Origin of the sequence: Aeromonas sp. S13(2024), assembly GCF_041402405.1 — a bacterium.
Classification (GTDB): domain Bacteria; phylum Pseudomonadota; class Gammaproteobacteria; order Enterobacterales; family Aeromonadaceae; genus Aeromonas; species Aeromonas veronii.
The window spans coordinates 25344-48010 of sequence record NZ_JBGLRA010000017.1; the positions used below are offsets into that span (position 1 = coordinate 25344).

Here is a 22667-nt window from a genome sequence, read left to right on the forward strand (position 1 = left end):
CCCATATCCTCACCATTTGCAGGCTTTTTTTGAAGTGACATTCATGACATGACGGATGTCGAATAATGACATCCATTACACAAGATCACGGCTCGCGCTTCACCAAGGCAAGAGCTCGGCTATGCCTCCCAGCCAGCGCAGCAGAAAGAAGCCCCCCATTCCGCCCACCACCACAACCAGAGTCGGCAGCCGCAACAGGGTCAAGAGCATTACCCACAGGGTGGCAGTCAGGTAGTCAGGATCCCAGTCAAGACCTATCCCCGGCTCGTAGCTAAAGACGATGGGCAACCAGATTGCAGTCAGCACCGACTGGGCCGAAAAGCCGAGAAACGCCCCCATCTCGGCACCCGGCTGATATCGGGTCAACCGAGAAAAGAAGGCGAAGCGGTTGAAAAAGGTGATCAGGGCCAGCAGGCCAATCATCAGCCAGCTCACGCTACCTCCTCATCCGGTGCAGCACATAGCCCACCACCATGCCAGCCAGAGCCGAGACGATGATGTGGATCTCCGCCAGCAGCGGCTTGGTAATCAACGCTGTGCCGCCGCTCACCAGAGTGGCCGCCACCATGGGCAAGTTTTTCATGGCGGGAATGGTCATGGCGATGAAGGTGGCCGCGATGGCAAAATCCAGCCCCATGCTGTCCAGTCCATCGATGTACTGACCGGCCGCGATGCCGAGCAGGGTCGCCAGATTCCAGAACAGATAGAAGACGAATCCCGCGATGAGCGCGTAGGCCGGATCAAAGTGGCCGCTGCGCTCCCGGTCTTTCAGCGCCACAGCGAACATCTCATCAGTCAGGAAAAAAGCAAGGCTGGCACGCCAGCGCAGGGAGAGCGGCAATACGTCACGGCGGAATGTGAAGCCGTATAGCAGATGCTGGGAAGTGATCACCATGGTGGAGCTCATGATGGGCAGCAGGGGCGTGCCCGCCCCGAACAGGGTCGTGGCCGAGAGCTGGGCGGCTCCGGCGTAGACCAGCAACGACATCAGCTGAGCCTGAAGCGGACTCAGCCCTGCCTGCAACGCCAAAGCGCCACACAGGATCCCCCAGGGGATCACCGAAATGGAGAGCGGGAGCATATCCAGTGTGGCACGCCACCAGAGCATCCCCGTTCGCTCGGGCACGCTCGTTACTGACATCATGTGATCTTCCTTGTCACAGCCAAAGCGAGCCGAAAAAACTAGCACGGGACAGCAAGCGCTGTCACGTCATCACTGGCGGGAAATAAAACGCCCGCGGAGTCGCGGGCGTGCACAAGGGGATCAGGGCTCGATGACGATGGGCGTACCCGGGTCAATAGCGTCCCACACCTCATCCAGCTCGTGGTTGAGCATAGCGATGCAGCCGTTGGTCCAGTTGGAAGGCTGAACCCTGCGGTTGCCAATGCTGTTGCGCTGGCCGTGGATCATGATCATGCCACCCGGACGAACACCCAGCTCATTGGCACGCTTGATGTCATCCAGGTTCGGATAGTTGATATGGATGGCTTTGTAGTAGCCGGAATTGGTCTTCTTGTAGTCGAGGATGTAGCGTCCTTCCGGAGTACGCTGATCCCCTTCCTGCTGCTTGTGCCCCTTGGGCGCCGGGCCCAGAGCAATCCAGTAGCGCTTCAGTTCTTTGCCATCCTTCATCAGGGTCAGGCTATAGGTCGACTTCTTGACCACCACCAAATCGGCTTTTTCGGTCAAGGCAAAACTCAATGCGGGCCAAAGCCCCAACAAACACAGTAATACGGCTCTCATTCCATCCCTCGACAAGCCTCTGGTGCGGGCTTTTCTTGTTACCAGATCATCTGAACGATGCCCGCCAAGCGGCGAGCGAGCGCAATCATATTGGATCGCCATCAATACTCAATATGCCCGGCAAAACATATCTTGCCGCAGCCAGGGCATCTTCCTTGAACGCCGTCATTTGGTATTGGTAATTAACAGTTAAAACAACAAGATACAAAAAATTATCGCGCTGGCACCCGGGGCAATGATCGGCGAAGATAACACTCCACTCCCCGACAGGATCATGCCATGCGCTCTTCGTGCCGCCTCGCCACCCTGCTGTTCTCGCCACTTCTGCTCTGGCTGCCCGCCAGTGTCGCCGCCGATGCACTCTGGCTGCGCGAGCCCGCCCTCTCCCCCGATGGCAAGCAGCTTGCTTTCACCTGGCAGGGGCGCATTTTTGTCGCCAGTGCCGAGGGTGGCCCCGCCACGGCGCTCACTGGCAGCGACTACCTGAGCCAGCGGCCAATCTGGTCGCCGGATGGCAAACAGCTCGCCTTTGCCGCCAATCTCTACGGCAACGAGGATGTATTCGTGGTACCCGCCAGCGGCGGCGAGATGGTGCGCCTCACTCGCGATTCACGCACCGATCTGCCGCAAGCCTTCAGCGCCGATGGCAAACGGCTGCTGCTGAGCAGCCAGCGCCTGGGCGCGCCCGATGCCGACCATTTTGTCGCAGAAGGCTACCAATGGTGCGAGCTCTACTGGACCCCGATCACCGGCGGCACCTTGCAGGCCGATCTGCCGCTGCCTGCGACCCTGGCCCGCCCCCACGGGGAGGGGCTCGTCTACCAGATGCCCGCGGCGGATCAACCCTTTCGCAAGCATCAGCACTCGTTCGCGGTGCCCCGTCTCTGGTTGTTTGATGGCAAGCAGCACAAGCAGCTGACCGAAGATCGGGTGGCGGCCACCGATCCGGTCTGGAGCGACAAGGGGGACAGCCTCTTTTTCCTGAGCGAGCGCAGCGGCGATTTCAACGTCTGGCGTCGGGATCTCGCCAGCGGCAAGGAGCAACAGCTGACCCACTATCAGGGCCATCCGGTGCGGGGGCTCAGCGCCTCTCGCAGTGGCGATCTGGTCTGGTCATGGCTGGGGGAACTCTATCGCCTCGATGCCAGTAGCAGCGAGCCACGCAAGCTGACCCTCACCCCGCAAGTGGCGAGCACGCCGGATGAGGCGAGCGAAGCCCTGACCCTGGCAGACGAAGCGCTGGTCAGCGAAGAGGCGGACGAGCTGATCCTGGTGAGCGAGGGCAACCTGTTTGCCGTCGACCCCGAGCGGGAGCGGGTGCGCCAGCTGACCCGCGACCCGAGCGAGCAATCCAGCCCTCTCTTTGCCGAGCAGGGGCGCGCCCTCATCTATCTGTCCGAGCAGCAGGGGCATGCCGCCCTCTATCGCCTGCGCAAGGGGGATCCGGATCTGCTGTTCAGCGATCCCGGCACCCTGACCGAGAGCCTGCTGCTGGCAATTCCCGGCAAGGGGATCAGCCGTCCGGTGCTCTCCCCCGATGGCAAACAGCTCGCCTTCGTGGTGGATGGCCAGGCCATCCACCTGCTCGATCTGGCGAGCAACAAGCAGCGGGAGCTGGTGCCTGCCAGCTTCAACCCCTCGCGCCACGAGGTGCATCTCGCCTTTGCTCCCGACTCCCGCCATCTGGCGCTCACCTTCCGCCCCGATGCAGCAGAGCAGGAGATCGCAGTGATCGACACGGCCAATCCCAAGGCCAAACCGGTCAATGTCAGCCTCAACGGCTATCAGGATGGGCAACCGGGCTGGAGTCAGGATGGCGCCATTCTCTACTGGCAATCGACCCGGTTTGGCGCACTGGGGCCTGATGGCGAGCCCCTCGTCACCAACCTGCTCGGCATTTACAGCAGCCGCGCCGCCAGAGCCGATGCGATGGCCGAAATGGAGCCGCCGAAAGGGGGATACGGCTTTGAGAGCGATCGCCTCAACCATCGGGAAGCGCTGCTGTTGCAACCCACCGGCACCCTGCTCGCCAGCCGCATCATCGGCGACCAGCTGATCTATCTGGTGGAGGAGATGGGGGTCAACAGCGAGAGCGAGATCAAGGGCTACAGCCAGGATCTGCGCAAGGGCAAAACCAGCGAACTGTTTGGCGAGCAGCCCGGCCCTGCGCTGGCAAGCCTCAACCAGCAGGGCACCCTGGCTACTCTGGTGCGGGATGGGGAGATCACCCGGATCCACCTCGACTCCGGCGAGGCCACCAGCGCCCCCTTCGCCTTGCAGCCCACCAGCCGCTGGCAGGAACGCATGACCGCCGCCTTCGATCAGATCGCCCGGCTCACCCGGGACGAGTTCTATCTGGACGACATGAACGGGGTGAACTGGGATAGCTATGTCGCCGCTTACCGCCGCCTGCTGCCGGGCATCGGCAACCCGCGGGACTTTGGCAACCTGTTGGCGGAGCTGGCTGGCGAGCTCAATGTCTCCCACACCTGGGGCAGCGGCCCCGCCCCCTTCCCGCGCATGGCGGACGAGACCGCCAGCCTTGGCGGCTACTGGCAGGATGGCGAGCAAGGGGTGATGCTCACCGCCCTGCTCTCTGGCGGCCCGCTGGATCAGGAGAGCGATATCGCCCCGGGCGCCCGCCTGCTCGCCATCAACGGCGTCCCGATTGCCAATCTGGCCGAGCTGGATCAGGCCCTCAACCATCAGGCTGGCGCCCGGCTTGCCCTCACCTTCCAGCAGGAGGGCAACAAGCAAACTGACGAGGTGGTGCTCACCGCCATCGACAAGCAACAGGAGTACCAGCTGCAACAGGATCGCTGGATTGAGAAACGGCGGGAGCTGGTGGCCACCCTGAGCGGAGGACGGGTCGGCTACGTCTATCTGCCGGCAATGAACAGCGAGGTCTACGATGCGGTGGTGGCGGATGCCCTCGGCAGGCAGCGCAATCGCGAGGCGCTGATCGTCGATGTCCGCTTCAACAGCGGCGGCTATCTCGCCAATACCCTGGTGGAGTTTCTGACCGGCAGCGGCAGCACCAAGGGGATGGCCAGCAGCTGGCCCCGTCAGGGCAAGGGGGAAACCGACGCAGCCACTCGCCAGTGGACCAAGCCTTCGGTGGTGCTGGTCAACGCAGCCAGCTACTCGGAAGGCTCCGCCTTCCCCGAGTACTACCGCACCCTCAAGGTCGGCCCCATCGTCGGCGATCCGGTGCCCGGCACCGGCACCATGGTCTACAGCCACGACTCCAGGCTGATCCCGGGCCTCTCCTATGGCATTCCGACCCTGGGGCTGCGCAAACCGGACGGCACCTTCTACGAAAATCAGGAGCTGATCCCGGACCAGCAGGTGCCCCTCACTCCGGCTGACATGGTGGCTGGACGCGACCCGCAGCTGGAGGCGGCGGTACAAGCCGCCCTCAAGCAGTTGCCAGCCAGCGCCAAATAACGGCGCCCATCGAGCTCAACGAAAGCGAAACTGCTCGCGATGCAGATGCCCGTCCGGCAACAGCCGGGTCAGGGCATCTGCCATCCCCTCCGGCCCGCAAAACCACACCTTCTCAGGCGCATCATGCGCGATGCGGATCAGATCCAGCCGCCCGGCTGTCTTGTCCAGATGCAGCTGATAGCGCACGCCGGTGCGATGACAGAGCTCGGCCAACCGTCGGTGGTAGACAGCTCCCGCCAGATCCGGCGCGCACTGGATCAGGGTGATCCCCTCGCCCCGCTCCTCACGGGCAGCCAGCCCCTCCAGCCAGGCGACGAACGGCGTGATACCTATCCCGGCCCCCAGCCAGAGGGCTCTACCTCCCCCTTGCGGGGCGACAAAGGCGCCATAGGGCCCGGTCACCACCACCCCATCCCCGATGCGCGCCTCTGCCACCAGCTGACGGGTATGATCCCCGAGTGCCCGCACCGCAATCACCAGCTGGCGCCGATCCGTCGACACCCGCACCAGGGTAAAGGGGTGCGGCCCCTCCTTGGCATCAAATTCGAAGAAGGCAAACTGACCCGGGCGGTAATGGGCAAGCGGCTGCTCCAGCTCCATGGTCAGCTCGCAGGTGTGATCCGCCAACGTCCGCACCGCAACGACCCGGCCCGGATGGCGATCCCGTGCTCCCACTTGTCCCAACAGAGAGTAGAGGGCCCCGATAGCTCCCAGCCCACCGATCAACCAGATCGATACCCCCACCGGGGTCATGGCCCCAATCTGAGGCAACAGGCAAAGCCCGTGTCCCCACCCCGCCAGATAGATGAACGGCGCCAGCCGGTGGATCAGCCGAAAACGGCCATAACTCACCAGCGCCAGCAAGCTCACTACCACCAGCGCGATCAGCAGATAGAAACTCCACTCACCCAGGGTATTATGGAGCGAGATGCCATTACCTGCACCAGCGCCAGCTGTACTGGCCCCACGCCGCGCAGGACGACTCAGCCAACCCGCCGAGACAGCCCACTTGGGCACCTCCACCACCAGCCAATGCGCAGTGAGCGCCAATGCACCGCCGATGGCCGTTTGGCGGTGCCATCGCAACATCCGGTCCAGACCGCCACACCACACCTCCAACTGCGGCAGGCGCAACGCCAGCAACAGCGAAATGGCCATATAGGTCATCCCCAGCAAACCCGTCAGCAGCAACATCTCATGGCGCCAGGGCCACACCCCATTGGCATCCCCCGCATAACCGAGCCACCAGACCCCGACCACCAGCAGCGGCAACAGCCACCACATCCATTTGTTCGTCATAACATGCTCCCTGGTTCCATCGCGGCAGGGCCTCATCTCCCTGCTGATGGCACTATTGCACACCCGTCCGGTCACAAGACTTTGCCAGAGGGGGAAGCTTGTGTGGCAATGTGTGACAAACGGAAACAAAAGAGGGGCCGACTGGCCCCTCATGATCACCCTTGTTGGCTCGCCCCTCTTCACAGGAGATAGCGCACAATCCACCTCCGCTGTGATTGACGACCTGCCAGAAAAAGGAATCAAATGGGGACGTTACATATCTGCGGCGGAAAACCTGCTGCCCACTCTTCTGCACAAGGAGATCCCCCTTGCTTTCATCCACCGAACAACGCGTCTGCCCCAGCTGTCAGCGCGAGACCAACCATGTCGTAGTACTGGTCGACAAATCCTATGGAAAAGAGGTGAAACCAGAGCAAAAGCGCAAAGCGTTTATCAAGGACTTCATTACCGGCTGGGCCGCCGGCCCCTTTCTGGCCAACATGGCTCGCTTTGAACGCCACGCCATCTGTGAATATTGCGGAAATAAAGTCATTGATGAATGAAAAAGGGGGGGGGCAATTGCGGGCGTCAATACATCAGCCACCTTTTATGGCCGAAATCCAAATGAAGGCGTTGCGATTCAGGATCACAACGCCATAGACATCAATCAAACAATACGGTCACCGGCAACCCTTCCACTTGCAGGTTCGGGGGTAATTTTTCATCCAGCGAGAGTGCGACCTTGAGGGTTGCTTTCTCCCCTTCAAACGGTGCTGCAAGCTGGGCTGGCAGCTTGTCTGCAAGCTCCACAGGTCTGGCAACCCTGGCCGCCAAACGCTCACCACTGGGCAACTTGACGATAGCCTTATGACCCGGCTTCATCGAGGAGAGGTATTTTGGCAATACGTAGGCAATGACCAACGGGTCTTCCCGCTTAGCGATCAACGCGAGGGGGGCCCCCGAGAAGACCCAATCCCCCTCCTGCACCAGCACATCTGAGACCTTGCCGGTAGCTGGGGAAAGGGGCTGCTGCTGCCTAGTGATAGCTTGCATCTCGGTTAGCTCCTGCTCCAACTGGTGGCGCGCACTGGCCAGTGGCCCTGTCAGGTGATCTTCTTTGATCTGCAACTCTTGCTGCATTTTTTCAGATCTTGCCTTCTGCAAATCGATACGAGACTGGGTCCAGCTCAGCAAGGCACTGGCATACTCGGCACTGGAAACCAGTTTCTCCTTCCTATACCCCGCGTACTCCTGATAGATCCCCTCCTGCTCATTAGCCCCCCGCTCTGCGATACGAATCTGCTCATCCAGGTTACTCAATATCGCCTGTTCGGCAGCGCTCTTGTCCAGCTCGATCGCTTTTAGACGTGCTTTACGCCCCTCTATATTGGCCCGTAGCGTCGGCGACTCGAATCGCATCAGGGCATCCCCTTGCGAGACGGCTTGACCGGGAGACATATAAATGTTGCGAATGAAGCCATCTCCATTGGCCACCACAAGTTGAGGTTCCGTAGTGATGATGGCAGGCGCCTGGGTCAGCCACCACTCTCGTCCCAGATACCAGAGCAGTATGATGACGGGGCTGAATGCCAGCAGCAGGATCAGATACCAGCGGGCTCGAAATGCGATGCGCTTGGCGGGGGCATAGAGCACCCGAATCCCTTGATCAGAGGTAGCGTCCTGTTTCTTGGGGGGATTGAATGTGACTTTCATCAGAATTTGTTTCCTCGTTTTAATACCCACCAGGGAGCCATACTGCTCTCCTCATGACCGCGACGGAAAATTTCGTTGAGCAGTGCCACGGCACACCATAGACGCATCAGCAGGGTATAGAGCGGATACAACAACAACCATGGCAACATACGCATATCCGCTTTAGGCCGCTCGGAAATGGCAAGCAGAAACACCATAAAGTTGACCAGAGTAAGAAGCAGATAGACCTGGTAGAGGCACAGCATCAAGGCCGTAACGAACGGACCAGGATAACTTAACACCAGCCACCAGCTGTACCCCATGACCAACAGCGGCAACACCACGTTTTGTGCCACCCCGTAGATCAGAGTGAACAAAAAGGTCTTCCATCCCAAGATGCGCGGAGTCAGCGATAACTTGTGTTTGCGCAGGTAGAGAAACAGCAAATCCCCATCCCAGCGCAGACGCTGGTTTGCCAGGGTCACCAAATCTGCAGGGGCGTCCGTGTGACCAATGGCTCTGGGGGCAAAGCCGATCTTCAGATTGGGATGGCGTTTGAGGTAGTGCTTGATCCGCACCGTTAAATCCAGATCTTCTGCTGTGTGGGTATCCCACCCTCCAATCTGGCGCAGGAAATCGCGGCGAAAAGCCCCGAATGCCCCCGAAATATTGTTGATCAGGTTCCATTCGCTCAGACCCGTCTTGCCCCCCTGCATGGAGATCATGTACTCGATCCCCTGCATACGGGTCAGCAAACCATCGCGCAGGTTGCGCACCCGCAACGCCCCACCAACGGCGGGCACGTTCGGGTCATCGAAGCAGGCGACAATCTCATCGATCATGTTGTTGTCGAAGGAAGTGTCCCCGTCTGCATTCATGACTATCTCGCCGGTTGCCGCCGACAAGCCAGCATTGAGGGTCGATACCCGCCCGCCACGCTGCCACTTGGGCAGTAGCACCAGGGTACGTCTCTCACATCCCTCAAACTCGGCGATACAGTTTAGGGCCGCCTGATAGGTATGGGCATTGGCCTTGGCACCATCGATCACCGCAATGATCTCCAGATGGCCGCGATAGAGCTGTTCCTTGAGGGTCAGAATGGTCGAGCGGATCGCCTCCCCCTCACCGTAACAGGTGATGATGCAGGAGACCTTGGGACAACGATGTGACAGGGGTAAATCAGACTTTTTTGGCAGCTGACGGGCAAACCACTTGAGGATCCCGGTCAGGGTCAGCGCCATCAGGGGCACCTCCATCAGCAGCAACATGGGAAGCAGCAGCAGGATCATCCTGGGCGAAAACTGCAGGCTGCCCAGGATCTCGGTCAGGATGTACCGAACCGTACTCATCCACTCAGGCATCCTGAAGGCTCCCGTCCAGCCAACGGCTCAACCAGAGGGCGATATCTTCACCCAGCGTGGTAGGGAGCGGCTCTACCTGCACATTCAGCGTCAAGGCATCCAGCCCCTCGACATTGTTGAGCGCTAGGATCCGCCCCTGCAAGATCTGCCAATCCTCCACACTGGTGTGCGGCAGCAACAACAGCAGTCGATCATCGGCATACTGGCAAACCACATCGGTATCCCGAAACAGTGCCTGCAGACGAGCCAGCAAGGCCCCCAATCTCTGCTGAGTCTTCAACAGGCCCAATTCGGCGCGCAGCTCGGCGAGCTGCTCGATCTGGATAGCCAAAAGGGTATGGTTGCCGCCGTGGCGCTGCAGCAGCCGGTTGCTCCATTGCAGCAGCCAGGGGAAGTGATCCATCGCCATCGGAGCCCCCCAGGTCAGGGGCAGATGTAACTGCTGAGTACCCTCGCGAGCGATATGGCGAGCCAATTTGCCGATGCGGTACTCATAGATGGGAGACACCAACAGATCATCTGGTTTGTGAGCCCGCCCACACTCATGACATCGCGCCTGTACTGCCGCCTCCATGAAACGGGAATGGCAAGAGAGACAGCGGTACTTTTCCAGTGGTCTGTCGTAGTCGACCCCTATATGACGCAGGGTTGTCACACACTTGGGACAACGCAGCAAACCCTGTTGCATGAAGACATCCTGATCGTCCACATGACCGCAGGTGAAACAGTGCACCGCAGGCTTGGCCTGGATGGCGATATGGGAACATTCTGGACATACGTCGACAAAATTAAGATAAGCAGAGCTGCAACTGCTGCACAGGCGTACTCGATCGACCAGTTGTTCAATCTGCAATAGCCGCTCGGAGACCAGTTGCGGCAAGGATGCAGTTGCATCGGCCCCCAGCAAACAATCCAGCAGAGGGTAGCTGTAGCCTTGGCGACAACCTGCCTGCCAGCGAGGTAACAAACGGAAATGAGCCCTCGGCCAGCTGTACCAGGCCAGCTTCTCCATTTCGTCGGGGTGTTCACGCGGCGTCAGCAATGACAGTCGCTCCAGCATGTCTGGCGCTCTCTCATCCAACTGTGACAGAAGGCCATCAGACAGAATCGGAGATAGCGGGCTTTGCGTCACGCAAAATACGGGATACAGAAAGCGAGAAGAATCGCGACGGATCGCCAGCAAGATTCGATCCTGCTCTTCACTGGGTAAGTTAAGCAGCAATACCGGCAGTTCGGCTGGCCGCCACTGGGACAAGTCACTGAGAGACCGGGTGTTTCGCTCTACCGGTGTCCCCAGCAAGGAGACTAGGCTGAACGGTTCACTTGTACTCGTCATGGGAAAATCACCTCATTCAGCAGGCAAAAATAGGGGATGGCCCGATGGGGCTTTTACCTCAGTATCAACCTGGATAGAAAAAGTGGAGAACAGACTCACCATCCAGGCCGGTGCAAGTGTCACAGCCGACACAAATGACCGATGTTTGGAACATTAGAGGAACCAAGAAGAGAGCCAACGATAACCAAGGCCATATTCCTATATGCCACACAGCCATCTCCGGGCGGAGCCCTGAGGCTTTCTGAAGCGGGTTAACACCTGGGGAGGCAAGAGCGCCAGCGCTGTCCAAAGAGTAATAATCAGCAAACGCTATAGTGTAATTACTTATTACTTCATCCATTGAACTCTACGCAACATCAAAATACTGAAATATTGGGGTTACACGGATTTTTCTGCAAAATCATTGCGCTGTTATGATATAGCCCTGCACGGGTTGCAGGACTATATCCACATAAATGGCTCAACCTAAGGAGCCGCATCCTGCGTCAATGCTTGATGCGATGAGCTACCCACGCCTCGAAGTCGGCCAGCATGCGGGTTTCCGACTCGCTGTTGTCGGCGATAAGCTCGGCGCCGTGTACCACCCGGATATGGGCGTCGAGCGGGCTTCCCTCGCCAGCCGCGGGGCGCTGCTGGGCGGCAGCCATACAGGCTTGCGCCTGTTGCCACGCCTCGGCGGCGCTCAGGTTGCATGCCTCGGCCAGCGGCACCGCGCTGAATTCCTCGCCGGTCAGGCTGCGCAGGGTCTCATCGTGACTCATGCCGTTGCCAGGCCCCCAGTAGTGGGCGGCCAGATCCGGCCCGATGCGCGGGTTGTCGGTGAGGTAGCCATCACGCTTGAGGAAAAAGGCGCGGGTCTGCTCCACCGCCATCAGCGCCAGCAGGTAGCCGTGATAGGCGCAGGCCGACTCCTGATTAAGAAGGTGCGGAATAGCCAGCAGCGGGCGCGGGCTCTCTACCCCGAGGATCTTGCGCTCCCACTGGCGGGCCAGCGCCAACACAGCCTCGGGGGTGCGCTCGGCCTCATCCATGGCGTAGAGATCCCGCTCGAAGTAGGCCACCAGCGCGATCTGGCGCTCGTTGAAGGCACGAAACGGCTGACGCGCTTCAATCATCTCCTTGATGAGGGCGTCGGGAACAGCCTCTCCTGCCGCATTTCTAGCGTAACGTTTGAGCCAGTCGGCATCGTCCAGCAGGCTGTCGCAGAACATCGACTGGGTCTCGGCATAAGCCATGGAGGTGGGCGGGAACTCCTGGGAGAAGCAGGGGGCGTTGCCAGTGACATTGGCAAAATGCGCGGCGTGCCCCCCCTCGTGGAACAGGGTGTTGAGGCCACTCCAGCCGCTACCCACCTGCGCCGGGTCGGCCAGGCTGGTGAAGTTGACCACAGCTGGCACCCACTCCCCCTGTTGGAAGAAGCTCGGTACCGGGCCGTGGCAGAAGCCGTTCTCGTATTTCCCCTCTCGTGTCAGCAAGTCCAGGGTCAGGGTCGCCCCGCGATACTGGATGCCGAGCCGGCGGAAGCTCTCGACCCAATCCCGCAGCGCCCGCGAGAAGGGCACGTAAGGATCGAGCTGGCGGGTCACATCGCCACTCACGCTGTAACGCAGGTTGTGGGGCAGCAGGGCCGCCTCCCCCTTGGCAACCTTCAGCTCTTCCAGACTCTGCTGCAACCGAGCGTCGGTGCGGGCAATAAAATCGTCGAGGATGGCGAACAGCTGCTCCGGGCTCATCTGCTCGTTCTTGCGCACCTTGTAGTCGAAGTAGTCGCGATAGCCCATGGCGCGGGCAAAGCGGTTGCGGATCGCCACCACCTCGAGAAAACCGTTGCCGACCACCCACTGCTCCAGGGTGTGGAACATGGCGAGCGCGCTCTGGCGCACTGCCTCGTTCGGACTGGCGGCGAGCGAGGTACTGGCGGCAGGCAGGCTGCCAGCGACCTGCTGGCCCTGCTCATCCAGCAGGGTCAGTTTCAGCCCCTTGCGGCGGGCGAACAGCTCCGCCTCGGCAGCTACCAGCTCATCCATCAGGGCGGCAGCGGCGGGATCTTCAATCACATTGCACTCGAAGAAGGCGATCCAGCCTTGCAGACCGCGCTTGAGATCATCCTCGTCGGCCTGCACCAACATCTCCCGCAATTCGGGCAGACGGGCCGGATTGGCACAAAAGGCCTTGTAGGCCTGCTCGGCCTCGGTGAAACCGGCCTGATCATCGCTGGTGCCCATATAGGTGGACCAGAAGAGATCCTCCTTGCGCCTGTGCACCTGCAGGTAGTCGGCGTTGAGCTGGTTGAAGTAATTCCTGGCAATGGAACTCATAAATTCCCTCTTGTTATGGGGTCACCCGCAGCGGGGCCCACTCCTTTTTTTGAAGAAATGCCAAACCATTCACACTCTTTGGCAAAAATTGCGCAGGGATGCGCATCAACACGCTACCAAAAAGTGGGGGTTGCTGTCTGCTGACTATACTGATGTTAAAACGCTCATTTGAGAAAGCTCGGCAAGAGACTGAAAGTAAATGAGTTGTTAAATATTACGAACTGGCTGCCGCGGTACAGAGCCACATAAAATCAACAGGGAAATGAGGGTTTAGTCATGTTCAAGCTCGGTGATATCACCGTGAGCCGCAAATTGACCTTGCTGCTCGCACTGGCGTTTGTCGGTTTTGTCTCGCTGCTGCTTATCTCGGCCAACGCGCTCCAGCGCAATCTGATGAGCGAGCGAGAGGCGCGGCTCAATGCGGTACTGGAGCAGGCCATGAGCCAAATCGAGTTTCTGGCCAGCACCCTGCCAGCAGAGCAGGCTCAGCAGGAGGCGCGCAAGCTGCTGACCAACACCCGCTTTGATGGCAACAACTATTTGTTCGTCATCGACGAGAACCGCACCATGGTGGTTCACCCCATCCGTCCCGAACTGGTCGGCCAGAAGATGGGTGAAGGGGGCGCCGCCACCGCTGGGCAGTTCTGGTATCAGATGGTGGATATCGCCAAAGGGGGCAAACAGGGCACTCTGCAATATGTGTGGGTCGGCCCGTCGGGTGAGACCGCCGACAAGCTCTCCATGGTCTCCGGCTATCAGCCCTGGGGCTGGATCCTCGGTTCCGGCATGCTGCTGCAAGATATTCAGCAGACCATCTGGGCCCAGTACATGAAGATGGGTACCGCCACCGCCATCGTGATCCTGCTGATGGGGCTGCTGGGCTGGCGTATTACCCATTCCATCGTCTCCCCCCTCAGCCAGATCAACCACGCCATGCAGCGGGTCGCCAAGGGGGATCTGGTGGTGAGCATCCCGGTACAGGGCAAGGATGAGCTGGGAGTGGTCGCCCGCTGCACCAACCAGAGTCTCGATGCCATCCGTCACGCCCTGCTGGAGGCCAGCCAGGGGGCTCGCAACGTGGCGGATGCCGCCCTGCGCATCGCCGCCTCTGCCGAGCAGACCAATCAGGCGGTCACCAGCCAGCGGGATCAGCTGGCCCAGCTCGCTACCGCCATGAACGAGATGAGCGCCACCATCTCCGATGTGGCCGGACACGCCGAAAATACCGCGCGGGATACCCAGGAAGCGACCGGTGAAGCCGGGCTCGGCAACCGTGACGTTCATGCAAGCGTGCATGGCATCAAGGCGCTGGCCACCGAGGTGGAGCAGGCCACCCAGCAGGTCAACCAGCTCAAGGAGGGGGTAATGCAGATCAGCGAAGTGACCGCTGTCATCAGCGCCATTTCGGAGCAGACCAACCTGCTGGCCCTCAACGCCGCCATCGAGGCAGCACGGGCTGGCGAGCAGGGCCGCGGTTTTGCCGTGGTAGCCGACGAGGTGCGCCAACTGGCCAGCCGGACTCGCCAATCCACCGAGGAGATCCAGAGCACCATTGCCCAGTTGCAGCAACGGGCTGTCACCGCCGCCAACGCCATGGATACCAGCCGCAAACTGGCAGAGAGCAGCGTCAACCAGTCCCAGCAGGCGGGGCAGGATCTCACCCTGATCGTCAACCACATCCAGCATGTAAGCGATATGGCGACCCAGATCGCGACCGCCGCCGAGCAGCAGAGCATGGTGGCCGAGGATATGAACCGCAACGTCAGCGGCATCAACGACTCGGCGCTGGAGATGTCCCAGTCCGCCTCGCAACTGGCGCAGGAGAGCGAGCTGCTGGCCGGTCTCTCCCGCAGTCTGGATGAGCGACTTGCGGTGTTCAAACTGGGCAAGGAGTCCGCCGCGGCGCCGATGATGGCTCCCCAATCTCCCCCCTCCGGCGAGCAGCACGCCCGCCATTGATGGCGTCAATATGTGTCGCCTTGTCATCCGACCTACCAGCTCAGCTGGCAGGTTTTTTTACGCCGCAAAACACGCAGCAAGCATGCACCTTATTGACATATTCAACGGTATTCGACGCCATTCACAAATAAGAGAACAATTTAAAAACAGCCAGTTAGAATGATTTACGCGCCATTGGATGATGCATTTAAACATTCAACTTCAAATAACGAATCAATGCAGTGCACAATGCTGATGGCCGAACATTTGGCCCATCACTAATCATCTAGTCATTTGGCAAACTGACCGAAAGGTCGGGACGCAAAGCCTCCGGTCTACAGACGTTTTGTCCAGGATAGCGGGGTTGCCACACGCAAGTGTGTATCGGGGAATCCCCAGGCCAACTGACTGCCCACATCTGTCGAACAGAGGAATGTATGGCAGCAAAAATCCAACTCAATCACATCGCAGCGGTGCTGGCTCTGCTGGCCAGCGGCAGCGCCCTGGCTCATGGCTACATCAGCCAGCCAGAGAGCCGCAACTATCTGTGCAAAACCGGCGGCAACAGCCAGTGTGGCGGCGTGCAGTGGGAGCCCCAGAGCGTGGAGGGGCCATCAGGTTTCCCGCAAACCGGCCCGCAGGATGGACAAATCGCCTCGGCGGGCAGCCCGCGCTGGAGCGAGCTGAACATCCAGACCAGCGACCGCTGGACCAAGCGTGAAGTACAGCCCGGCCCCTTCGCTATCAGCTGGACCTTCACCGCCAACCACGTCACCCGCAACTGGCGCTACTACCTGACCAAGCAGGACTGGAACCCCAACCAGCCGCTCACCCGCGCCTCGTTCGACCTGACCCCCTTCTGCGTCATCGACGGCAATATGGTGCAGCCGCCCAAGCAGGTGACCCACAACTGTATCCTGCCGGAGCGCACCGGTTATCAAGTGATCCTCGGCGTGTGGGAAGTGGGCGACACCAGCAACAGCTTCTACAACATCATCGATGCCAAGTTCAAAGATGGTAGTCAGCCGCCGCTGGAGTGGAGCCAGTCCGGCACCATCTACCCCTCCATCGACCTCACGGCAGGCGACAAGGCGATGACCCGGGTATTTGATGCCAACGGCGAACGCCCCGATCTGCAAACCGTGCTGACCATCACCACTGCCGAACAGGGCCAGAAGAACAACTGGGCCCATGCTCTCGCCAGCAAGATCAACGCCGAGCAGAGCCTGATCCGCGCCGGTCAGCAAGGAGCCGATGGCCAGTTCAATCCGGTCTACGGTATGAACCCCATCTATCTGCATCGAGACAGCAAACTGAAGCGGGTCGAGATTGACCTGCAACAGCAGCAACCGCCGGTGGTGGACAGTATCAGCGTCAGCGGTCTGGCCAGCGACTATGTGCTGGACAACGGCAAGGCAACCCTCGATTTCACCGTCACCGCACAGGGCGATCTGGCCGTCACCAACACCCTCTATGACCACGGCGGCGTAGCCAAGGGTGAAAGCAGTGCCGACATCAAGGACAGCAGCCACACCTTCACCATGGCGCTGGAAGGGCTCAAGGCAGGTCACCACCAGCTGGTGATCAAGGCCACTCCGAAAGCGGGCGGCGAGACCATCCAGCAGACCATGGATCTGATGTTCAAGGAGCAGAGCAGCGGCGAATATGACTTCGTCTTCCCGAACAACATCAAGTCCTACACCGCCGGTACCAAGGTGCAGCAGCCGAAAAATGGCAAGGTCTATCAGTGCAAGCCCTTCCCCTACAGCGGCTACTGCGTGCAGTGGGCCACCACCGCTACCCAGTTCGAGCCGGGTGTCGGATCCCACTGGCAAGAAGCCTGGATTGAGCTGAAGTGATCCGCAGCGGGTCATGACGCCATCAATACAACGGGGAGCCATTGGCTCCCCTTCTTGTCTTCTATCTCCATTCAAATCTGGACGTCGATGGCGGGCTAGCAGCCCATAACACCTCCCCGATAGCCTGCACGACTCTTGTGCAGTGCTCGCGATCCATCTCTATTGCTCATATCAGCCACTCGCATCGGGAGCCGGACGCAGACTCTGTGAGCCATGCCCCTCTGCCACCTTGAACCCTGTGCCATCATGGGATCAGGCAGCAACGACGCGAAAGGAAGTCGTTATGTGGATCAATGCAGAACCGGTCAACGGAGCCCTGGTCTCGCTGGCTATCGGCCTTATCATCGGGCTGGAGCGGGGCTGGCAGGTGCGCCAGCTGGGGGATAACCAGCGCATCGCCGGGATGCGTACCTACGGCCTCATCGGCCTGCTCGGCGGGGTATGCGGTTTGCTGCTACCGACTCTGGGCCCCTGGCTGCCACTGCTCGGCCTGCTGGCGGTGGTGATCGGCTGCGGCCTCTCGGTCTGGCTGGCCCAACGCTGGCAGGGGGAGTTTGGCCTCACCAGCTCGGTGGCCATGCTGCTCACCTATTTGCTGGGGCTGATGTCGGTGCTGCTGAGCCCGAGCGAGGCGGTGGCCTGCGCCGTGCTGGCCGCCCTGCTGATGGGGCTCAAGGGCAAGATCCAGCAGGGGATGCTGTTTCTGAGCGAAACCGAATTCCACGCCACCCTGCGTTTTCTGCTTATCTCGCTGGTGCTGCTGCCGGTGCTACCCAACGAGGAGATGGGCCCCCTTGATGCCTTCAACCCCTTCAAGATCTGGCTGATGGTGGTGGTTATCGCCGGCATCTCGTTTTGTGGCCACTTCGCGGTACGCCTGCTCGGCACTCGCGCCGGGCTGGTGCTCACCAGCATACTGGCGGGACTGGCCTCCTCCACCGCCCTCACCCTGCAGTTCGCCCGCCTCAACAAGGAGCAGGGCGGGCTGGAGCGACTACTGGCTACCGGCATCCTGCTGGCAGGAGCCACCATGTGGCTGCGGCTGCTGGTGCTGGTGCTGCTCATTCACAGCGAACTGGCGATGCGCCTCGCCACCCCGCTCGTGCTGCTGGCTACCACGGTGTACGGCTTTGCCTTCTGGTTCTGGCGCCAGCGCGAGGAGCTGACCAACGGCCCGGTAAAACCGGAAACCAGCAACCCGCTCGATCTGGCCACCGCCATCAAGTTCGGCCTGCTGCTGGCGCTGATCGGCTTTATGGCAACGCTGCTGCAAGACAAGGTGGGCAACTCCGGGGTCTATCTGCTGTCGCTGGTGTCGGGGATCACCGATGTGGACGCCATCACGCTGTCGCTCTCCCAGCTCTCCCACAAGGAGCTGGCGCTGGAGGTGGCGGCCCGCGGCATCCTGCTCGCCGGGCTGGTCAACTCGCTGGTGAAGGGGCTGCTGGCCCTCGGCATCGGCGGTCGCAGCCTGGGGCTGCGGGTGCTGCTCCCCTACTTCGCCTCGGCCCTGCTGATCCTGCCCCTCGTCTGGCCCACAGGTTGACGGGGATCACCTGCAACAAGTGACAGACTGACGGCGCCCCTGACAGTCACGTATACTGCCTGCTCTTGCAGCATGAGGAGGTAGCAATGGCGAGCGACTGGGACAAGGTACTGGCTGGCGGGGCACTGGATAGCCAGAGCGAGGAGATAGCGAACGACCGGATCCGCGGTCAGGCGTTGCTGGCCCGGCTCAATGGTTCATCGGCGGGCGATGGCCCTCTGCGCCAGCAGATTTGCCGCGAGCTGTTCGGCCACTGCCCCGACTCCTGCTGGATCAGCACGCCCTTCACCTGCGAGTTTGGCCGCAACATCCACATCGGCGAGAAGACCTTCTTCAACTTCAACGTCACCATTCTCGATCTGGGTGAAGTGCATATCGGCAGCCATGTGCTGCTGGCCCCCAACGTGCAGATCTACACCGCCACCCACACCATGAACTATCTGGAACGACGCAACTGGACTGCCTACAACAAGCCGGTGCGGATCGGCGATGACTGCTGGATTGGCGGCGGCGCCATCATCTGCCCCGGCGTCACCATAGGGCCGCGCTCCATCATAGGTGCCGGCGCCGTGGTGACCCGCGACATCCCGGCCGACTCGGTGGCGGTGGGCAATCCGGCCAAGGTGATCCGCACCCTCAAGCAGGACGAGGAGCGCTGCTGGGAGTTGGCCCAATGATGGCGCTGGCGCTGCTGCCACTGGGTGCCGCCCTCTGGCTCGGCCTAGGCGAACAGCAGTGGTGGCCGCTGGTCGCACTGCTGACCATGAGTCTGCTGACAGTGGCAGCCTACGCCTGGGACAAGCGGCAGGCGGTGCGGGGCGAGTGGCGCATTCCCGAATCGAGGCTCCATCTGCTGGAGCTGTGCGGCGGCTGGCCGGGGGCGCTGGTTGCCCGCCAGTGGCTGCGCCACAAGACCCAGAAGCGCAGCTACCGGCTGGTCTTCTGGTTTATCGTGCTGCTGCACCTCACCCTGTGGGCACTCTGGGTCGGTCGGCCACTCTGGCAGCAATAGCTGTCTGCGTCACAAAGGGACAATGGGCCCCATTGCGGCCGCCCGACGGCTGTGAGAAAACAGAGCAGATCTCATCAGCGTTTTTGCCGTTTATAGACGACAAGGAGTCGTGACATGACCATGTGGACAGGCATAGTCCTGATCGTATTTATCAGCGTATTGTTCGGATATCTCGGCAAGCGGGCCCGCTATCAGATGGGGGATGCCCGCATCACCGACCGCCTCGGCAGGCAAGATATGATCATCAGAGAGTTGCAGGAGCGGATCGCCAATCTGGAGGCGATCGTCATCGAGGAAGAGAAACGGCGCCCGTTTCGGGAGCTGTGATTTTTCGGCATCAGGCGTCAGATAACCATAATTCAAATCAAAGATAGAGGGCTGCATGATGCAGCCCTCTGTCGTTTCAGCAGACTCAGATTGCCAGCGGCAGCAACTCGGCATAGTCGCGGATCGCCGGAAAAGCGGTGATGCTCTGCTCCGGCTTGCAGCTATCCGGATTCTGGATCGCCAGCTGATAACCGATACCATAGTCGGCGGCGGCCCGCAGGATCCGCTCGCTGTCATCCACAAACAGGGTGCGGGCAGGATCGAACGCCAGCCGCTCGGCCAGTGCCTGCCAGCAGTGTTGGCTCTCCTTCGACCAGCCCAGCTCGTGGGTACTCACCATCAGATCCAGATGGTCGCTCAGCCCCAGCTGCGCATCCTTCACCGACAGGCTGGCGGGGTGGGCGTTGGTGAAAAGCACCAGCTGCTTGCCCGCGGCACGCAACTCGGCCAGAAAAGGGATGGCATGGGGACGCCACTGGATCTTCGCCAGCAGCTCCTGCTTGAGGGCACGAATGTCGAGCCCCAGGGTCTCGCTCCAGTAATCTACGCAATACCAGTTGAGGGTGCCGTTGACGGCGTGATAGTGGACGTCGATCTGCGCTTTGGCTTCATCCAGTGGCAGCCCGAGCCGCTCGGCGTAACGCTCCGGCACCAGTTGCTGCCAGAGGTAGTTGTCAAAATGGAGATCGATCAGAGTGCCATCCATATCGAGCAAGATGGTATCTATCTGGTGCCAGGGCAAGGTGGTGGAGCGGGAGTGTGGCATCGGGCCTCTTGATCTCGGTGTCGCGAAAGAAATGGAGCGGCAGTATAACGGATTTTTCCTCCCCCTTTGCCCTCCCCGGCCCGTGGTGTTCGGTGTGAGAGTCGTTTACTCTTGAAGCACGATTTTTTAACGAGCAGCCAGCGTCCGATGAGCGACCCCCACAAGAGCAAACCCGAGCACATCTCAGCCGACCAACTGGATAACCCCAAGAGCAAACCGGAGATCCTCAAGGCCGAGATCGTGGCCGAGAGCCGGCTGTTCAAGGTGGAATCGCTACACCTCAAATTCTCCAACGGCGAAGAGCGGGTCTACGAGCGGATGCGCGGCGGCAACCGGGGTGCCGTCATGGTTGTGCCGCTGTTCGATGCCCACACCCTGCTGCTGGTGCGCGAATATGCCGCCGGCACCCACTCCTACGAGCTGGGCTTTCCCAAGGGGCTGATCGACCCGGGCGAAGATGCCTTCGAGGCTGGCAACCGGGAGCTGATGGAGGAGGCGGGCTTTGGCGCTAACAGCCTGACCCTGCTCAAGCAGGTGTCGCTGGCGCCCGGTTACTTCTCCAGCCGGATGGACATTTTACTGGCCCGGGATCTCTTCCCCGAGCAGCGGATCGGCGACGAACCCGAACCGCTGGAGGTGATCCCTTGGCCACTCAACCGGATCGACGAATTGCTGGCGCGACCCGACTTCACCGAGTCGCGCAGCATCAGTGCCCTGCTCTTGGCCCAAAAGTGGCTGGCGAAGCAGGCAGAGTAGCCCGCAGACGGGCAGTTAACAGACAGAGGATAACGAGATGCAGGAGTTGTTGGCCTGGGTGCCGGGGGTCAAGGAGATTGCCCGCGAAGCCGGAAGGCTCCTTCACGACATCTATCACGGCGGTCAGTTCGAGCGTCAGCTGAAGGAGGATGCGACCCCGGTCACCAGTGCCGATCTTGCTGCCGATGCCTACCTCAAACAGGCGCTCTCGGCGCTCACTCCCCATGTGCCGGTGCTGACCGAAGAGGCGGCCGACATCCCCTTCAGCCAGCGATCCAACTGGCGGCAGTACTGGCTGGTAGATCCCCTCGACGGCACCGGCGAATTTATCGCGGGTAGCGGCGATTTCGCCACCCTGATCGCCCTGGTGCGGGACAATGTGCCGGTGCTCGGGGTCATCTATGCTCCCGAGTCCAACGTGCTCTACTGGGCGGTACGCGGCTACGGCGCCTTCAAGGAGGTGAATGGCGAGGTGTTGCCCATCAGCGCCATGCATCACGAGCATGACCAGCCTGACTCGCTGGTGGTGGCTATCAGCCGCCGCCAGAAGCTGGAGAACCTCACCCGCCGCCTCAACCCGGCCATCAACTACGAGCTGATCCCGCTTGGTTCCAGCTCCCTCAAATCCTGTCTGGTGGCGGAAGGGGCAGCCGATTGCTACGTAAGGCTCGGCCCCACCGGCGAGTGGGACACCGCCGCCGCCCAGTGCATCGTCGAGGCAGCCGGTGGCCGTATCCTCAGCCTGGCGTTGCAGCCACTCAGTTACAACGAAACCGAGTCGCTGGAGAACCCTGACTTTATCGTGATGGGGGATCCGGATCTCGCCTGGGGCAACATTCTGGCCCACTAGACGAGTAGCAATATCATCACACCAGACAAGCAGGCGGCCCGATGGCCGCCTGCTTTTTCAGAGTCGTTGTCCGGGGTGATGGCCGGTGTGATCCGCTGGTCAAGGCGCTCTTGAACAGCGTGATACGCTGGCAAAGCGGCAAAATGATAGTGAAACATCACAATCGGTCGGCGAGAAATGGTACGATTTTTCACGTAATTCTGAAAACACCTGATTAGCCAAAATAAAAAAATGACAGTAGATCAAATTTTGGTTTTATATTTCACATAAATCACAAATATCAGTTTTGTTTCATTCTGCGATCCAGATTCCATTCCCAATCTCGCTGGCTAAACCCCGCAATGGCAGTGATATGTTTCAGTCTCGCTTTTTGAGAATTAAATCCCGATAAACCACAATGAACTCAGATTAAAACACTAACAAAAAGTGAATTAGTA

19 protein-coding genes and 1 riboswitch are annotated in these 22667 nt (G+C 60.3%); of the genes, 10 read left to right on the plus strand and 9 right to left on the minus strand.

The annotated features are described in order from the left end of the window. Window positions 1-99: 99 nt before the first annotated feature. From ACB042_RS17860 to ACB042_RS17870, 3 genes are all read right to left on the minus strand, one after another. Window positions 100-435, minus strand: coding sequence for an AzlD domain-containing protein (locus ACB042_RS17860; RefSeq protein WP_005340292.1), 336 nt, complete (start codon window positions 433-435; stop codon window positions 100-102). Between the two features lies 1 nt (window position 436). Then, window positions 437-1144: an AzlC family ABC transporter permease gene (locus ACB042_RS17865; RefSeq protein ID WP_005340291.1), complete on the minus strand. Its 708-nt coding sequence runs from the start codon at window positions 1142-1144 to the stop codon at window positions 437-439. Between the two features lie 120 nt (window positions 1145-1264). Then, complete coding sequence (locus ACB042_RS17870) at window positions 1265-1744, minus strand: murein L,D-transpeptidase family protein (RefSeq protein WP_371178840.1); 480 nt, start codon at window positions 1742-1744, stop codon at window positions 1265-1267. Window positions 1745-2023: 279 nt separating this feature from the next. Here ACB042_RS17870 and ACB042_RS17875 point away from each other — a divergent pair, with 279 nt between their 5' ends. After that, window positions 2024-5191: a S41 family peptidase gene (locus ACB042_RS17875; RefSeq protein WP_371178841.1), complete on the plus strand. Its 3168-nt coding sequence runs from the start codon at window positions 2024-2026 to the stop codon at window positions 5189-5191. A gap of 15 nt (window positions 5192-5206) precedes the next feature. Here ACB042_RS17875 and ACB042_RS17880 read toward each other — a convergent pair whose 3' ends face one another. Further along, complete coding sequence (locus tag ACB042_RS17880) at window positions 5207-6490, minus strand: ferric reductase-like transmembrane domain-containing protein (RefSeq protein ID WP_371178842.1); 1284 nt, start codon at window positions 6488-6490, stop codon at window positions 5207-5209. Between the two features lie 308 nt (window positions 6491-6798). On the opposite strand from ACB042_RS17880, the gene ACB042_RS17885 reads away from it, so the two are divergent. Then, window positions 6799-7032 (plus strand): hypothetical protein, encoded by a 234-nt coding sequence (locus ACB042_RS17885; RefSeq protein ID WP_129504796.1) that lies wholly within the window; start codon window positions 6799-6801, stop codon window positions 7030-7032. 100 nt (window positions 7033-7132) lie between these two features. On the opposite strand, the gene ACB042_RS17890 is transcribed toward ACB042_RS17885, so the two are convergent. From ACB042_RS17890 to ACB042_RS17905, 4 genes are all read right to left on the minus strand, one after another. Beyond that, window positions 7133-8182, minus strand: a complete 1050-nt coding sequence (locus ACB042_RS17890; protein ID WP_047439774.1) for an HlyD family secretion protein — start codon at window positions 8180-8182, stop codon at window positions 7133-7135. After that, the gene (locus ACB042_RS17895) at window positions 8182-9522 is read right to left on the minus strand and encodes a glycosyltransferase (RefSeq protein WP_005357891.1); all 1341 of its coding nucleotides are present in this window, start codon (window positions 9520-9522) and stop codon (window positions 8182-8184) included. Before ACB042_RS17895 ends, ACB042_RS17890 begins: the two co-directional genes overlap by 1 nt. After that, complete coding sequence (locus ACB042_RS17900) at window positions 9515-10582, minus strand: diguanylate cyclase domain-containing protein (protein WP_236562235.1); 1068 nt, start codon at window positions 10580-10582, stop codon at window positions 9515-9517. The genes ACB042_RS17895 and ACB042_RS17900 overlap by 8 nt, the downstream gene beginning before the upstream one ends. 761 nt (window positions 10583-11343) lie before the next feature. Beyond that, window positions 11344-13176: a M3 family metallopeptidase gene (locus ACB042_RS17905; protein WP_371178843.1), complete on the minus strand. Its 1833-nt coding sequence runs from the start codon at window positions 13174-13176 to the stop codon at window positions 11344-11346. 276 nt (window positions 13177-13452) lie between these two features. Here ACB042_RS17905 and ACB042_RS17910 point away from each other — a divergent pair, with 276 nt between their 5' ends. From ACB042_RS17910 to ACB042_RS17935, 6 genes are all read left to right on the plus strand, one after another. After that, window positions 13453-15135, plus strand: a complete 1683-nt coding sequence (locus tag ACB042_RS17910; RefSeq protein ID WP_371178844.1) for a methyl-accepting chemotaxis protein — start codon at window positions 13453-13455, stop codon at window positions 15133-15135. 265 nt (window positions 15136-15400) lie between these two features. Further along, a riboswitch (cyclic di-GMP riboswitch) is annotated at window positions 15401-15486 on the plus strand. Between the two features lie 65 nt (window positions 15487-15551). Then, window positions 15552-16973 (plus strand): N-acetylglucosamine-binding protein GbpA, encoded by a 1422-nt coding sequence (gene gbpA / locus ACB042_RS17915; protein WP_371178845.1) that lies wholly within the window; start codon window positions 15552-15554, stop codon window positions 16971-16973. 283 nt (window positions 16974-17256) lie between these two features. Continuing rightward, a complete protein-coding gene (locus ACB042_RS17920) occupies window positions 17257-18519 on the plus strand; it encodes an MgtC/SapB family protein (RefSeq protein WP_371178846.1) in 1263 nt (420 codons plus the stop codon). Window positions 18520-18605: 86 nt separating this feature from the next. Next, window positions 18606-19196 carry a sugar O-acetyltransferase gene (locus ACB042_RS17925; RefSeq protein ID WP_236271967.1) on the plus strand — a complete coding sequence of 197 codons (591 nt, stop codon included), beginning with the start codon at window positions 18606-18608 and terminating at the stop codon, window positions 19194-19196. Further along, window positions 19193-19531 (plus strand): DUF1294 domain-containing protein, encoded by a 339-nt coding sequence (locus ACB042_RS17930; protein ID WP_202002874.1) that lies wholly within the window; start codon window positions 19193-19195, stop codon window positions 19529-19531. The genes ACB042_RS17925 and ACB042_RS17930 overlap by 4 nt, the downstream gene beginning before the upstream one ends. Before the next feature lie 114 nt (window positions 19532-19645). Continuing rightward, window positions 19646-19858, plus strand: coding sequence for a hypothetical protein (locus ACB042_RS17935; protein WP_041209029.1), 213 nt, complete (start codon window positions 19646-19648; stop codon window positions 19856-19858). An 85-nt stretch (window positions 19859-19943) separates the two neighbouring features. Here the strand turns inward: ACB042_RS17935 and yrfG are convergent, their stop codons facing one another. Continuing rightward, window positions 19944-20624: a GMP/IMP nucleotidase gene (gene yrfG, locus ACB042_RS17940; RefSeq protein ID WP_047439791.1), complete on the minus strand. Its 681-nt coding sequence runs from the start codon at window positions 20622-20624 to the stop codon at window positions 19944-19946. A gap of 147 nt (window positions 20625-20771) precedes the next feature. Here yrfG and nudE point away from each other — a divergent pair, with 147 nt between their 5' ends. Both nudE and cysQ read left to right on the plus strand, forming a co-directional pair. Further along, complete coding sequence (gene nudE / locus ACB042_RS17945; protein ID WP_047439793.1) at window positions 20772-21380, plus strand: ADP compounds hydrolase NudE; 609 nt, start codon at window positions 20772-20774, stop codon at window positions 21378-21380. A 37-nt stretch (window positions 21381-21417) separates the two neighbouring features. Further along, the gene (cysQ, locus tag ACB042_RS17950; protein ID WP_371178847.1) at window positions 21418-22230 is read left to right on the plus strand and encodes a 3'(2'),5'-bisphosphate nucleotidase CysQ; all 813 of its coding nucleotides are present in this window, start codon (window positions 21418-21420) and stop codon (window positions 22228-22230) included. Window positions 22231-22667: the final 437 nt, after the last annotated feature.